Source organism: Bacillus sp. 123MFChir2, from assembly GCF_000383235.1.
Classification (GTDB): Bacteria; Bacillota; Bacilli; order Bacillales; family Bacillaceae_G; genus Bacillus_A.
Genome location: NZ_KB910947.1, coordinates 16,152 through 30,929, shown reverse-complemented (window position 1 = coordinate 30,929; position 14,778 = coordinate 16,152). Strand labels below are relative to the sequence as shown.

Genomic DNA, 14,778 nt, shown 5'->3' with positions numbered 1-14,778 from the left:
ACACTCACCTCTCTTTTATCAGATAGGAATAAACAACAGTAGTGAATGATTGTAGCGAAACTTTTATTAATAGAGGGATAAAGAAGGAGGAATCTCCTCCTTCTTTATTCCATATTTCCTAAAGTAGCTGCCATAACCGCTTTAATTGTATGCATTCTATTTTCCGCTTGATCAAATACTTTTGAATGCTTACTGCGGAATACTTCGTCACTTACCTCCATTTCTTTTATGCCATATTTTTCATATATTTCCTCTCCGTACAATGTTTCTACATCATGAAATGCAGGTAAACAATGTAAGAAAATCATATTTTCATTTCCAGTCTTTTTAATCATTTCCATGTTCACTTGATATGGAGTAAGAAGTTCAATACGTTCAGCAAATTTATCTTCTTCGCCCATAGATACCCATACATCTGTATAGATAACATCCGCACCGGCAACAGCTTCTTCCACGTTACTTGTTACCATGACCCGGTCACTATATTTCTTAGCAGTATCAATGATTTCCTGTGCTGGGAATAATGATTCTGGGGTACAAATGCGTACTTCCATTCCTACCATCGAACCGCCAACTAACAAGCTATTCGCCACATTATTACGTCCATCTCCAACATAGACGAGCTTAATATCCTCTAATTTTCCAAGGTGCTCTTTTACTGTTAACAAATCTGCAAGCGTTTGTGTCGGATGCCACATGTCTGTTAAGCCGTTCCATACTGGCACACCTGAGTTGTTCGCTAGAGATTCTACTGTTGCATGTGAAAATCCGCGGAATTCAATACCGTCAAACATACGTCCTAACACTTTTGCTGTATCTTCAACAGATTCTTTCTTCCCGAGCTGAATATCATTTTTACCTAGGTATTCAGGACTTGCCCCTAAATCCGTACAAGCCACCGTAAATGCACAACGAGTACGAGTTGAAGTTTTTTCAAATAATAGAGCAACATTTTTCCCTTCTAAATAATGATGCGCTATACCGTTTTTCTTTTTCTCTTTTAATTCTGCCGCTAAATCAATAAGATATAAAAATTCTTCCTCTGTAAAATCTTTTTCAGCAAGAAAACTTCTTCCTTTTAAGTTTGGTTTTGTCATCATCATCATTCGTCCCTACTTTCTCTTGTATTTAGCTTAGATATCTTTTCGAACAATCGGCATACTCATGCAACGTGGACCCCCACGGCCGCGAGACAATTCTGAACTTAATACTTCCACAACCTCTATACCATGCTCTCGTAATAAAGCATTTGATACATAGTTGCGATCATATGTAACAACTACACCCGGCGCAATTGCTAATGTATTGGATCCATCGTTCCATTGTTCACGAGCAGAAGCAATCGCATCTCCTCCTCCGCAAGGAATAAGAACCAATTCACTCAAACCTAGCGCTTCTTTTAAAGCCTCAGTTAAAGAGGTACGATGTGTAATTTTAAGAGTTTCTTTATCCTCTCCTTTTTCCAAAATATAAACATTCATATTTCCTTCTGGACCTTGAATCGCTGGATGAATTGTAAATTTATCGTAATCAACCATTGTAAATACTGTATCTAAATGCATAAATGCACGACATTTTGGAATCTCTATTGCTAGTACTCTCTTAATTTTATTTTGACGACTAAACAAATTTTTCGCTAAGCGTTCAATTGCTTTAGCTGATGATCTAGCCGATACGCCAATCGCAATTGTTTCCTCATTTAAGATAAGCTCATCGCCGCCTTCAATTGGAAACTCATAGTCACGGTCTAACCAAACTGGTACATTGTGACTCGCAAATCGTGGATGATGTTTAATGATATATTCCATAAACAATGATTCACGTCTCCGTGCTGGTTCTCTCATTCTGTTAATTGTTAAACCGCCACCTATACTAGCTGCTGGGTCACGAGTAAAATAAAGATTTGGCATCGGATCTAAATAAAATGGATAATGATCTTCCATTAATTCATACAGGTGGGTCTTTTTACTAGCTTCAATTTCGTTTTTACGTACGCCCCCCATAATCTTTTGAATCATTTCTTCATTTGAAAAGGAAAGTAAATATTCTTTTAAATTCTGGTATGCACCATTTACGTCTGCCTGTCCTTCTTTTAAAATACGATCAACAAATTCTTCACGAAGTTTTTTATCAACTAACGCCTCAGCGGCTAGTTTTTCTAAATAAAGAACTTCAACACCCCGATTGCGTAATGTTTGCGCAAAATAATCATGCTCCTGTTGGATAATTGGTAAATATGGAATATCGTCAAATAATAATTGTTGCAAATAATCTGGTGTTAAGTTTTCCACTTCCTTACCAGGACGTTTTAGTAAAACCGTTTCTAATTCTCCAATTTCTGAAGTAACATGGATCGGATGTTTCATTTGTTGTACCTCCTTTTAAATTTGTTTGATGTCTACAAGTACATAATAAACAGAATGCACCTACCGCTTTGTGAAAACGCTAACAATAGTGAGTGGAATATTTCACAAATTATTTTTTAAAACATATATGTAATCGTATTTTTATAAGATATTTCATCTTATACTTAACTAACCAGGTGAAATATAACGTATATTAGCTGTATAATAGCCTCTATTTTAAATTTAAAATTTTTCTCGTACTCACAAAAATAAAGGCACTTCTTCTTAATGGGTCGTTAAATTTCATCCCACTATTCGTAGGCAGTAGTACTCCACCTCAAAATTCGGCAAAAGTACTGACCGTTTCTATGCATGGCCAGTTGCTCTCCCCCACCGAAAAAGAAAAGGGTTTTTATGTTAGCTTTTCAATTTGCATCTATATATAAATAAAAAAGACTGTTCTAACATTTATTAGAAACAGCCTTCTCAATTATGTATTCATTTTGACCGACATATAGCTTGCTACCTTTATTTGTTTTAAAACTTTGCGCGTGGCAGGAAAAGGCACTGACCGCTTCTATGCATGGCCAGATGCTCTCATCCCCCTCTAAAAAAGGGGTTTTTATGTCGGGTTTCTATGTCGTTTTTTTAATTCGTATTTACATAATGAAATTCAATCGACCTTTTAAAATCTCCCTATCTACTTTTGATGGAGAAATGATAAGGCATGTATCATTCCCGCATATACATCCTATTTTTTCTTTCCAGTCTAAAGAGTCTAATAAAGCTCCAATAACATGAGCATTCCCAGGTAAAGTTTTAATAACAGTCAGTTGTTCTACATAATCGATTTGTACAACAACTTCCCTTATTTTTTTCTTTAGCTGTATATCTGTGCGCTGGTTTTCTTCTGTAAAAACCTTATATATTACAGGCCCTTTTGAAGAAGCTCCCTTTACTAAATTTAATTCATGAATATCTCGAGAAATCGTTGCTTGTGTAACAGATACATCGCGTTCCTCTAACAATTCTACCAATTTTTCTTGTGTCTCTATTTCATTCTCTCTCACCAATTGTTTAATTAGTTGTTGTCTTTTCTCTTTTTTCATGAAAGACACTCCCTCTAATATTATAGCTTTATTATATCTTGCTATAATTTCCATCCGAAAGAGATATAGATAAATGTTACGGAAACGTTCATACTTTTACTTTTTTTATATAATGTATCAAATGAAAAAGGAAGAACATTCATCGTTCTTCCCTACAGTAAAAACTGTGCAATTGTCCTTTTTAATTCTACTGCGCGCTTCTCTAAATCTTTCGATAACTGATCAATGAATATCATATTTTCAGATTGCTTCATCGTTACACGGACAACTTCCTGCGCCCCCGCTGAGGTTTCTTCAGCAATTGCTGCTACTTCCTTCGTTTGTACACCTGTTTCGTGAATATAATTCATTTGTTCTTTCATATAACCACTAATTTTTTGAATCGCGTCTGCTACTTCCATAATACTTGCTGTCATGTCTTTCAAAATGAGCTCCGTTGCTTCCCCGCGTTTTGCTTCTTCTCTTGCGGTTTTCACTTGATCCGTCATTTGCATAGAAACCCGCTTCACTTCGTTTTGCATATCATGCAATAAACTTGAAATATTTTGGGCTGAACTTGCGCTTTCGTCTGCCAATCTGCGTACTTCTTCAGCAACAATTGCAAATCCTCTCCCATGCTCTCCAGCTCGAGCTGCCTCAATTGATGCATTTAATGCTAATAAATTGGTCTGACTAGCAATCTCACTCACTAATGAAACGATATGCCCTACTTGTTTTGTATGTCCTTCTAGCTTTTGTACACTTTTCATCGATTGTTCATTTTCTTTCGCAAGCATTTGAATTCCCTCAATAAGCGATACAAAAACACGTGTACTTTGTCCAAGCGCCTGCACCATTTGCGAAGATAATTCATTAGATTGCTTTGCTTTTTCTTCTACTTCACTTGCAATTGAAATTGTCGCATCAACTGTAGAAACAATTGTTTGAATCGAAGCAGCTGAGTGCTCTGCCCCTACAGAAATTTCAGTAAGTGTTTCTGAAACACCTTGTGCTTGTTTCGTCGCCTCTTCTGTTTGCTCACGAATTTGCTGCACTTGGTGGTTTGTATATGTAAATGTCGTATCAATATTTTTCACCATTGTCCGCAAATTTCCAAGCATCGCATTAAACGCAACGCTTAAAGACCGGATTTCATCATCCGCTTTTGGAAGCGAAACATCTTCACGAATATCCCCATTTGCTGCTTTATGAGCAGCTTCCTCAAGCTTTCGAAGCGGCTTAATAAGAAAATCCGCTGCAAAATACGCCAAAACCCCTGACCAAATAACCCCTAATATCACCACAACAATATTGTATATAATTTGATTTACATATTCATGAACATAATCATATACAACATAAATAAAAATTACACTTGTTGAATACGTAATAAGCGCTAATACCGTTATAAACAACATTAGCTGTATACGTAACCCAAAAGAAAAAGGCCTTTTTTCTGTTTCCATCCCAAGCTCCCCCATCTAAATGATATAAATACACTCTATATATTGTTATCCCCATTTTCATTATAAATAGATATAATGATTTTTAAAATAAATAATTCAACTTTTAAGATCTTCCTTTACATGACAATATGTGTAAAGGATACAAAAAGGCGAAGAATGATAAACACTCTTCGCCTTTTTGTAATAAAATCTTAGGGTATTTTGTTATATATGCGCTCCATAATATGGAGTCATTTTGCTCTTATATTATAGCAGTATAAACTATTGTTATTTTATGTAATATTACATATCTACGATTTGAACTTTGTAAGATACATAAATACATTAATTAAGACCATAATAATCTAGATTAATATTCTTTAATATCTAAGTCGCTGCTATGCAGAACAAAACATGGCCGCTACTTGCTTTCTACCTTTGTTTTAAACTTTGCACGTGGCAGGAAAAGGCACTGACCGCGCCTCTATTCATGGCCAGTTTCTCTAGTCTCCTCCCCTAAAAAAGTGGTTTTTATGTCATTTTTTCAATTTGTATTTATATATAATTCTTCCTGTTTTCTACTAATATACGACTCCCTTTAAATTTTTAACAAAAAATAAAGGATTTTGACAATTTATGACTAATTAACAAAAATAAGTTATTTTTATACATCTACATTTCTTTGGAGGGGGATGCATGATACAAGTTCAAAATCTTACAAAATCCTTCGGGTCGTTAAACGTGTTAAAAAACGTCAATCTAAACGTACAAGAAAAAGAAGTTGTTGTCTTAATCGGTGCAAGCGGTTCAGGAAAAAGTACATTACTGCGTTGTTTAAACTTCCTAGAAGTGTATGATAATGGAGAAATTTCGATACAGGGAGAACAAATTCAGCCGAAACATACAAATTTAAACAAAGTCCGCGAAAATGTCGGTATGGTTTTTCAACATTTCAATTTATTTCCTCATATGACCTCACTAGAAAACATCATAGAAGCTCCTATTCACGTCAAAAAGTTAGATAAAACAAAAGCAACAAACAGTGCCTACGAATTACTAGAAAAAGTCGGATTGCAAGATAAAGCAAACGTAACACCCGATCTTTTATCAGGTGGTCAAAAACAGCGAATTGCTATTGCGAGAGCACTCGCAATGAATCCAAAAATTATGTTATTTGACGAACCTACCTCAGCTCTCGATCCTGAACTCGTTGGAGAAGTACTACAAGTTATGAAAGATCTCGCCAAAGAAGGGATGACGATGATTATCGTCACGCATGAAATGGGATTTGCCCGAGAGGTAGCTGACCGCATTATTTTTATGGATGACGGACAAATCGTAGAAGATGCACCCCCAGAACAATTCTTCACTGCTCCGTCAAACCCACGTGCAAAGCAATTCTTACGAAATGTTTTATAACAATTGGAGGTGCTTTTATGAAACGAAAGATGTTTAAAGCGATAGCAGCGATTACATTATGTGCTTCTTTAGTATTAGGTGCCTGTAGTAAAGAAAGCAGCACTTCATCAACCGATGGAAAGAAAGAATTTCGCTATGCGATGAGTGGTTTATATAAACCGTTTAACTATAAAGAAAATAGTAAGCTTACCGGTTTTGACGTCGAAATTGGTGAAGCTCTTGCTAAGAAAATGAATATGAAGGCTGTTCCTGTCACAAATCCTTGGGAAACGTTAATCCAAGGTCTGCAAGCAAAAAAATATGATGTGATTTTAGGAAGTATGGCCATCACAGAAGATCGTCTAAAAGCAGTTAACTTTACGAATCCATACTATCGTTCCGGCGCCCAAATTTTCGTGACAAAAACGAACACCTCCATCTCCTCTGCTGAAGATTTAAAAGGAAAAAAAGTAGGTGTTGTAAAAGCAAGTACATTCAAAACACTTATTGCTAAGCAAACAGATCAAATTACAGAGTACGATAGTGATATTACTGCGCTTATGGACCTAGAACCAGGGCGAGTTGATGCTGTTGTCACAGACCAAATGGTAGGCCTACGCATGATGAAAGAAGGAAAAGCAAATATAAAAGATGCTGGAAAACCATTGTCTCTTGATGAAATGGCCATCGCTGTTCGCAAAGATGACAAAGAATTGATGCAAAAATTAAATAAAGCACTAGATGCAATCATTCAAGATGGCACCTATGAAAAGATTAGTAAAAAGTGGTTCGGTCGTAACATTCTAGGTGAAAAAGAAAAATAGATTTTCCACACATAAATAATACCCCGCATCCTTTGCGGGGTATCGCTATCATAGTAATGAAAATAAACCAATACAGAGGTGATAACCATGATTGATATTTTCATATCTACATATCCAGCGTTCCTCAAAGCAGTTGTCATTACATTACAATTAACAATAACATCCTTATTACTTGGATCCTTAATTGGATTACTATTTGCTTTTTTTCGTATCTCCAACAGCAAGCTTTTAAATGGAATTGCCCATGTATACATTGCGATTATTCGCGGGATACCGCTAGTTGTACAAATTATGATCCTCTATTTTGGAATTACATCTATTATTGTCTTATCACCGTTTTGGGCAGGTGCAATTGCTCTCGCTATTCATAACGGTGCTTACATTACAGAAATTTTTAGAGGCTCTATTCAATCCGTGGACCGCGGCCAACTTGAGGCAGCTCGTTCTTTAGGAATGCCATACCCTTTAGCAATGCGGCGTATTATTTTGCCTCAAGCGTTTCGTTTGTCTATTCCGCCGCTTGGCAATCAGTTCATTATCGGCCTTAAAGACTCTTCTCTCGTTGCCTATGTAGGAATGTCAGAGCTGTGGGGCACTGGACTTTCTGAAGCTGCTGCAAACTTTCAGCAGCTCGAAACATACATGATTGTCAGTGTCTATTATCTCGCGCTTGTCCTTCTATTTACGTACTTTGTACATCTTCTTGAAAAAAGATTGGCGCGCAAAACTACGAATCATGCACAACCTGCGAAACAAACAGAAATCCCTATGTAAAAAGCACGAACTCTTTACGAGCTCGTGCTTTTATTATTAAATATGAAGGTTCTATATATCGTTGCTATGCAGAACAAAACGTGACCTGCACCCTTTGTTTTTAAGGTAAAAAAAGCCCCGACCGCTTCTACACACGGCCAGGTGCTCTCGCCCTCCTAAAAAAAGAGGCTTTTATACCATATTTTAGCCGTTCTTCACAGCTTTTGATTCTTCAATATTTTCCTGACGATATTTAATATTCTCAGGATTTAATCCATTTCCTAAAGAGCCGTATACATGTGATTTATGTGGATCAACTAACTCACTGCCTTGATAATACACACGCGGTGTATTCCAAAGAGCAGCTAATGCTTTCTCCATCGGCATTTCATGATAGCGCTCTGGCCACATTTCTTTAATTTTCTCTTTTACTAACGGATAGTATTTCGAGCTCATACCTGGGAATAAGTGATGTTCTGTATGATATGAGAAGTTAAAATGTAATACGTCTACCCAACGCGGCACCGTTACCGATAAACAGTTTGCAAGTGGATCGTTTACAGGAACGATTGGATTCAACCGATGGTTTGTTGCAATATACCCCATTACAATGAAATTCGCAATTAACAATGGAATGACATAAGCAAAAAACCATTTTGCAGGACCCATAATAAACAATAAACTAATCCATACTGTCCACGGCAAAAGAAGCTGGAACCACACAGATTTTTGATTCTGTGGTTTAAATTTCTTAATAAAAAGGAAAAACATACGAGACGAATGCGCTGTAAATTGAAGTGTTAACGACAAAAAGCTAAAGAAAGAGCGAACGTGTAACGGAAGGCGATATACCCAGCGTAAAAATTTGCTTTTCTTAAACTTATCTATTGTTGGCCACGCATCTGGATCATGCTCCTCATGTTGTGTGTGCACATGGTGCGTTAAATTATGCCACTTTCTCCACAATTTTGGTCCAGTTGATAATGGCATAAACGCAATTGCTCCAAGAAAATCTCTTAACCAAGCTTTTCTTACTACTGTACCATGTAAAATTTCATGTCCAAGAAATCCCATAGATGCAAAACACAGTCCTAAGACGATTGCAATTCCAAGATTGGCCCACACATTCAAATTGAATAAGCCAATTGCCAAAAAACCTGCTATCGTAATTAATAAGTAGGCTAGTCCGCCAAACAAACGAGCTGGGACTGGCTTAAATGCCTTTTTTGGCAAATGTGGTGATACACGTGCTGCATACCAGCCAAACGTATGAAGATCCTTCATTACTTGTGCCCCTTTCTCATGCCGCGCTTACGCACTTTGCATCGATTATCGCTTCCAGATTGATAATAACTAGTATTATAAATTTTCTTTCTCAAAGAAAATTATGCTCACTCACTCTTACAATTATTATTCATTGAAAAACATTTCTCTTTTTACTCTTTATCAACCTTTCCACAAGATGAATCATATCAGTGCGCTTTCTGTATTGTCAACAACTTTTATGACCTAGTAATAAAAGTTGGTTATATTTTTATAATTACTTTCTATGTTACTAAAGAAAAAACGTTTATTTACCAACATTTACACTTCCTATTATCTTTTTATCTCCTCTTCGCTAATCACTTCATTTCATGATAAACACTATACTTATCTTATTTATTCTACGTTCTGCCAAGTCTCTTAAAATGCAAAATTGTATATAGAACTCCCTCTAAAAAAATTATTTAAAAATAATTTTTAGTAATTCAATTTAAATACATGAAATTCCCCCAAGTTGGAAAAAATAACTAACAAGAAATTATTAGAATAAGAGGTGCATTCACTTGGAATACAATCAGCTCCCAAAATTTCCTGAACCATATTGGCGTGATTCTATTCAATTACCTACCTTCCCAAAGCTAACAGAAAATATCAGAACGGAAGTTGCCATTGTCGGAGCAGGTATCACTGGCATCACAACTGCCTACTTGCTCGCTAAGGAAGGAGTCAAAGTAGCTTTAATTGATGCAGGAAATATTTTAAACGGAACAACTGGACATACAACGGCAAAAATTACAACGCAGCATGATCTGATTTACAATGAACTCATCAATCACTTTGGAGAAGAAAAAGCGAAATTATATTACGAGGCAAACAATGAAGCACTGCGATTTATAAAAGATACGGTACAGCAGCACAATATTCAATGTGATTTCATAGAAGAAGATGCTTATCTATATACAAACTCAATCGATAATCTACACAAATTAACAGAAGAATTAGAAGCATACAAACAGCTTAATATCCCCGGTGAATATGTAGAAAAGATCCCGCTTCCTATTCCTGTAAAAGCTGCACTTGTTATAAGAAATCAAGCGCAATTCCATCCGCTTCGCTACCTAACAGCACTTGTCGAACAGTTCATTGAATATGGCGGCGTTCTATATGAAAATACAACTGCCATTGATGTAGAAAAAGGAGCTTATCAACAAGTGATTACAAAAGATGGGCATCGAATCACCTGTAGTCACGTTATTTCTTGTTCACACTTTCCTTTTTATGATGCAACTAGCTTCTTCTTCGCAAGAATGTACGCAGAACGCTCTTATGTCCTTGGCGTGAAAACAAAGCAAGAGTATCCAGGAGGAATGTATATAAGCGTCGATAACCCAAAACGATCCCTCCGCTACACTACAATGGATGGCGAAAAACTTGTGTTAATTGGTGGTGAAAGTCATAAAACGGGACAAGGCATCAATATGATGAACCATTACGAAGCACTGCAAACATTTGGCGAAGAAACCTTTGGCATAGAAGAAATCCCATACAGATGGGCAACACAAGACTTAATCACACTCGATAAAGTTCCTTATGTCGGGCACATTAATGAAAATAATCCTAACATTTTTGTAGCAACAGGTTACCGCAAATGGGGCATGACAAATGGGACTGCAGCAGCTTTACTGCTAAAAGCATCCATTATGAAAATTGATAGTCCATATAAAGAACTCTATGCACCATCACGATTCCATGCGCATCCAGATTTAAAAACGTTTGTTACACAAAACCTCGACGTAGCAAAACATTTAATTGAAGGAAAACTGGAGTTTGCTCTTCGAAAACCAGAAGATCTCGAAAACGGAGAAGGTGCTGTTGTAAATGTAAACGGAAAACGTGCCGGTGCGTATAAAGATGATAATGGTAAGCTTCACATTGTCGATACCACTTGTACACATTTAGGTTGCGAAGTAGAGTGGAATAGCGGTGAATGTACATGGGATTGTCCTTGTCACGGTTCACGTTTTTCAATTAAAGGAGAGGTAATTGAAGGGCCGGCGGATGAGGCGTTAAAAAGAATTGAGGATATGTAAGTAAAGATTTAAAACCTCTTTCTTTTTAGGAAGGACGAGAGCGTCTGACCGTGCAGAGTAACGGTCAGGGCCCTTTTCTGCCACTTGCGAGGTTTTAAACAAAAGGAGTATGCGAGTAGCGGTTATGTTGTATTTTGTATAGCCGCGAATTGGATGTCGAAAACCTAAAATGGATTGTTATCTTTCCTCTCTCATATAAGAAAGAGCACTTTTATAATTAGTGCTCTTTCCAGCTTTTTTGCAACATATCTCGAAACAGTACATTTAGCTTTTCAATATCGATAACGGATCTCTTTTCTACACTCTTCACGTACTCTTCATAATAGATAATCTGCTCTTCTAGAAATTCATTTAATAACGTAATTTTCGGACCTACATCCAGCTCAATTCCTGCTTTTTTCTTTTCAAGCAGCTTTGCTATCTCTTGTAAAAGTGCCGCATTCAGTGCTAGTCCATTCACTAATTTTTCAAACTCAACAGGCGGCAATTTTCTTTTTTCTTCTAACCATTTGCAAGCTAAGATTGGACGTAATACATAAAAGTATTTCTTCAGCTTCACTTCTTCACCTTGCAAAAAGGCGCGATAGTTTTTAGACGCCATATGTAAATAATGATATACCGTTGCTTTTGGATCAAACTGACTACTCATTTCCTGCAAACGCTCGGAAAGATTAGATGCCTTAGTGTATACAATTGGTGAACTGATCCATTCTAACAAAGCTGGATTCGATTTAGAAAATAGCTGCAGTGCCTTGCGGAGTTCCCAGCCGCTTATATCAAGGGCATCGTTAATTGGATACTCAATAACATCTCGCTGTTGTTCAATTGATAAATACCATTCCACTCGGTTTACGTATACAAAACGCACATCATAGTCGCTATCTTTTGATGGAAATCCCCAGGCCCGGCTCCCTGATTCAACCGCAAACAAGATTTTCACATCATTCTCTTTCTCGATTCTTTCTAATTCGAATTGGATTTTCTCTTTCATAAAATCACTCTCATTTTCTGATCATTTCCCCGGAAATTCGACAAATATAATAAGATTCCTTCTTTTTATTCCAAAACGTATACAACTTCAATAATTCGGTAACTTTAGGAGAAGATATGATTTTCATTTAGGCAGGTGTATAGAAATGGATTTACACACAGGTAAAATATTTTGGACAACAACTCTCCCAAGCCCACCCACTTACCCTTCTTTGCAAGAGGATATAACATGTGATGTGTTAATTATAGGTGCAGGAAGTTCTGGAGCACAATTTTCACATTTCTTAAGTGAAACAAATTTACGCGTCGTTGTTGTTGATAAAAGAAAAGTTGGACATGGAAGCAATTTGCCAAACACGGGACTCATTCAATATTTAGGTGAAAAAATGTTTTTTGAGCTTGTAAATACGTTTGGAGAAGAACATGCCGTTCGTCATTTTAAATTATGCGAACAAGCCATTGGCGATATTGAAGCTGCTTCTCAAAATCTACCCATTTCAGCTGATTTTATTCGACGTGATAGCTTGTACTATGCCAGCTATGAAAGTGATGTTAAGAAACTAGAAAAAGAACTTTATTACTTACAAAAGCATGGTTTCAAAGCAGTTTTGTTAACAGAAAAACAAATTGGCCAAAAGTATCCCTTCCAAAAACACGCTGCTCTTTATACATATAATGACGGTGAAATTAATCCATATAAATATACGCACGGCCTAATTAAACAAGCGGCAGATAAAGGAGTTCAAATATACGAAGATACTGAAATAACAGGGCAGAAATTAGAAACAGATACAACTACTTTTTTTACAAAAAACGGTCATACTATCACTGCCAAAAAAGTAATTATTGCTGCTGGTTATGAAGGATTAGAGTTTAAAAAAGACAAAAATGCAACACTAAGCAGTTCTTATGCAATTGTCACAACCCCTGTATCTGATTTTTCTTCCTGGTACAAACAGACACTTATTTGGGAAACAGCTCGTCCATATAGTTATATACGAACCACTGCTGACAACCGCGTTATTATCGGCGGACTTGATGAAGATACAGGTATCGCCGAAGAACGAGATGCGAGGCTCATCCATAAACGAGATACATTATTAAAAGAATTTCAAAAGTTGTTTCCCAATATCGATGTAAAACCTGAATTTTATTTCGGTGCTTTTTACGGCGGCACGCATGATGGATTACCGATGATTGGGATATATGATGAAATGCCTAACTGCTATTTTATCTATCCTTATGGGGATAATGGCATAGTGTACAGCATGGTGTTCGCGAGAATTATTCATGATGTTATTATAAATGGATCAAGTCCAAATCTTGATTTATACAGACAAACACGACCGATTTTAAAAAGATGAGATACAACAAAGTATCTCATCTTTTCTTCACTTTTGCTTCTCGGCAACACGTTCTGCAATCCGCTCAAACTCCGCTTGAATTTCATCTTTACATGCATCCACTTTTTCAAAGTCCATCGCTGCAATATAAATTTTCTCTAGTTTATCACGCACAGATTTTGCCTTTGCTAAATAGGACATCGCTTCATTCATTTTCTCTCTATAGCGTCTTGATACATCTTGAATTTCTACTGCATACTTCTCATCTGTTCCCGGTTCAATAATAAGCTCATACATATCAATGATTTCATCACTATCACGAGTTGGAAAATATTCATGCGGTGCTGTACTATCAAAAATAGCAAAGCCAAGTTCTCTAACAATGACCATATCAAGACTATTTGGATCAAAGCCGCAATGATAGATCTCAACATCGAATCCTTTCTCTTCAGCTGTCGCTGCTAATTTCTTTAACATCGTCGATTTTCCGGAACCAGGCCGCCCTTTTATAAAATAACGCTTTGGTACATCTTCCGTTAAATTCGGAACAAAATCAACTGCTCCTTTTGGCGTTGCTGCGCCTAAAAAACGATGCTTCACATTCGCTTCTTTCGCACACGTTTTATCAGTAAAAAATTGCTGCACAAGCTGCTTTGTTAATTCATTTGCCTTTTCAAAATCAATGTGGTCAATATAAAACTTCTCCCATTCATCATGAATCTCTAGCGCCGTCTTAAAGCACGCATAAGCTGACTGAAACGCACTCGTCGCTTCTGATGTATAATGGACAATCTCACCTTTCTGTTTCCTAAGCTCAGCAGAATCCCAAGCGATCCCTAAGTTTACATACTCTTCTACAACACCTGGCATTTTCGGTTCAATCACATGCGGTGCCGTTCCATCAACAATCCCTACTTTTAACGCGGGAATGATCACACCATCAATTGAATGATTGTCAGATGAACAATGTAACAGCTCAATATCGTATCCTTTCTTCACCCACTCACGACCAATCGCCTTCATCAGTGAAGATTTTCCCGTTCCAGGCCCGCCCTTTAGAATAAATAATCGGTCTAATTCCGTTAGGTTCTCTTCATACAAACTGTAAAATCCCCTTGCTGTATTACCGCCCGCATAATAATTTTTTATGTTTCCTGTCACTGCCTTTCACTCCCTTGTAAGCAGTTTCACTACATAAGCTACGATATGCAAGTAAGAAAAAACAGGTGAATACCTACC

The 14,778-nt window shown here is 36.9% G+C and carries 12 protein-coding genes and 1 pseudogene; 5 read left to right on the top strand and 8 right to left on the bottom strand.

Annotated features, from left to right (window positions below; translation table 11 throughout):
• Positions 1–104: 104 nt before the first annotated feature.
• The 5 genes and pseudogenes from argF to H280_RS27030 form a co-directional block, all read right to left on the bottom strand.
• Entirely contained in the window at positions 105–1,103 is a 999-nt protein-coding gene (argF, locus tag H280_RS0113480) for an ornithine carbamoyltransferase (protein ID WP_020061661.1), read from the bottom strand.
• 30 nt (positions 1,104–1,133) lie between these two features.
• Positions 1,134–2,366, bottom strand: coding sequence for an arginine deiminase (gene arcA, locus H280_RS0113475; RefSeq protein ID WP_020061660.1), 1,233 nt, complete (start codon positions 2,364–2,366; stop codon positions 1,134–1,136).
• Between the two features lie 638 nt (positions 2,367–3,004).
• Positions 3,005–3,454, bottom strand: a complete 450-nt coding sequence (gene argR / locus H280_RS0113470; protein WP_020061659.1) for an arginine repressor — start codon at positions 3,452–3,454, stop codon at positions 3,005–3,007.
• 152 nt (positions 3,455–3,606) lie between these two features.
• On the bottom strand, positions 3,607–4,533 hold the full coding sequence (locus H280_RS0113465; protein WP_442852824.1) for a methyl-accepting chemotaxis protein: 927 nt from the start codon (positions 4,531–4,533) through the stop codon (positions 3,607–3,609).
• Between the two features lie 15 nt (positions 4,534–4,548).
• A pseudogene (locus H280_RS27030) lies at positions 4,549–4,851 on the bottom strand (HAMP domain-containing protein); the annotation flags it as partial.
• Between the two features lie 723 nt (positions 4,852–5,574).
• Here H280_RS27030 and H280_RS0113460 point away from each other — a divergent pair.
• From H280_RS0113460 to H280_RS0113450, 3 genes are all read left to right on the top strand, one after another.
• A complete protein-coding gene (locus H280_RS0113460; protein ID WP_020061657.1) occupies positions 5,575–6,297 on the top strand; it encodes an amino acid ABC transporter ATP-binding protein in 723 nt (240 codons plus the stop codon).
• 17 nt (positions 6,298–6,314) lie between these two features.
• Positions 6,315–7,100 carry an ABC transporter substrate-binding protein gene (locus tag H280_RS0113455; RefSeq protein WP_020061656.1) on the top strand — a complete coding sequence of 262 codons (786 nt, stop codon included), beginning with the start codon at positions 6,315–6,317 and terminating at the stop codon, positions 7,098–7,100.
• 87 nt (positions 7,101–7,187) lie between these two features.
• Positions 7,188–7,874, top strand: a complete 687-nt coding sequence (locus H280_RS0113450) for an amino acid ABC transporter permease (RefSeq protein WP_020061655.1) — start codon at positions 7,188–7,190, stop codon at positions 7,872–7,874.
• Positions 7,875–8,057: 183 nt separating this feature from the next.
• On the opposite strand, the gene H280_RS0113445 is transcribed toward H280_RS0113450, so the two are convergent.
• Positions 8,058–9,137 (bottom strand): fatty acid desaturase family protein, encoded by a 1,080-nt coding sequence (locus H280_RS0113445; RefSeq protein WP_020061654.1) that lies wholly within the window; start codon positions 9,135–9,137, stop codon positions 8,058–8,060.
• A gap of 542 nt (positions 9,138–9,679) precedes the next feature.
• On the opposite strand from H280_RS0113445, the gene H280_RS0113440 reads away from it, so the two are divergent.
• Positions 9,680–11,206 (top strand): FAD-dependent oxidoreductase, encoded by a 1,527-nt coding sequence (locus H280_RS0113440; protein ID WP_020061653.1) that lies wholly within the window; start codon positions 9,680–9,682, stop codon positions 11,204–11,206.
• 217 nt (positions 11,207–11,423) lie between these two features.
• Here the strand turns inward: H280_RS0113440 and H280_RS0113435 are convergent, their stop codons facing one another.
• The gene (locus tag H280_RS0113435) at positions 11,424–12,197 is read right to left on the bottom strand and encodes a nucleotidyltransferase domain-containing protein (RefSeq protein WP_020061652.1); all 774 of its coding nucleotides are present in this window, start codon (positions 12,195–12,197) and stop codon (positions 11,424–11,426) included.
• A gap of 145 nt (positions 12,198–12,342) precedes the next feature.
• On the opposite strand from H280_RS0113435, the gene H280_RS0113430 reads away from it, so the two are divergent.
• Positions 12,343–13,560, top strand: coding sequence for an NAD(P)/FAD-dependent oxidoreductase (locus tag H280_RS0113430; protein ID WP_020061651.1), 1,218 nt, complete (start codon positions 12,343–12,345; stop codon positions 13,558–13,560).
• 27 nt (positions 13,561–13,587) lie between these two features.
• Here H280_RS0113430 and H280_RS0113425 read toward each other — a convergent pair whose 3' ends face one another.
• Positions 13,588–14,700: a PRK06851 family protein gene (locus H280_RS0113425; RefSeq protein WP_020061650.1), complete on the bottom strand. Its 1,113-nt coding sequence runs from the start codon at positions 14,698–14,700 to the stop codon at positions 13,588–13,590.
• Positions 14,701–14,778 lie beyond the last annotated feature (78 nt).

Bases quoted from the DNA above. Each gene is read 5' to 3' on its own strand.
- H280_RS0113445 (WP_020061654.1), bottom strand. From the start codon at position 9,137: ATGAAGGATCTTCATACGTTTGGCTGGTATGCAGCACGTGTATCACCA.
- H280_RS0113465 (WP_442852824.1), bottom strand. From the start codon at position 4,533: ATGGTGAAAAATATTGATACGACATTTACATATACAAACCACCAAGTG.
- argR (WP_020061659.1), bottom strand. From the start codon at position 3,454: ATGAAAAAAGAGAAAAGACAACAACTAATTAAACAATTGGTGAGAGAG.
- H280_RS0113435 (WP_020061652.1), bottom strand. From the start codon at position 12,197: ATGAAAGAGAAAATCCAATTCGAATTAGAAAGAATCGAGAAAGAGAAT.
- argF (WP_020061661.1), bottom strand. From the start codon at position 1,103: ATGATGATGACAAAACCAAACTTAAAAGGAAGAAGTTTTCTTGCTGAA.
- H280_RS0113430 (WP_020061651.1), top strand. From the start codon at position 12,343: ATGGATTTACACACAGGTAAAATATTTTGGACAACAACTCTCCCAAGC.
- H280_RS0113455 (WP_020061656.1), top strand. From the start codon at position 6,315: ATGAAACGAAAGATGTTTAAAGCGATAGCAGCGATTACATTATGTGCT.
- arcA (WP_020061660.1), bottom strand. From the start codon at position 2,366: ATGAAACATCCGATCCATGTTACTTCAGAAATTGGAGAATTAGAAACG.
- H280_RS0113450 (WP_020061655.1), top strand. From the start codon at position 7,188: ATGATTGATATTTTCATATCTACATATCCAGCGTTCCTCAAAGCAGTT.
- H280_RS0113460 (WP_020061657.1), top strand. From the start codon at position 5,575: ATGATACAAGTTCAAAATCTTACAAAATCCTTCGGGTCGTTAAACGTG.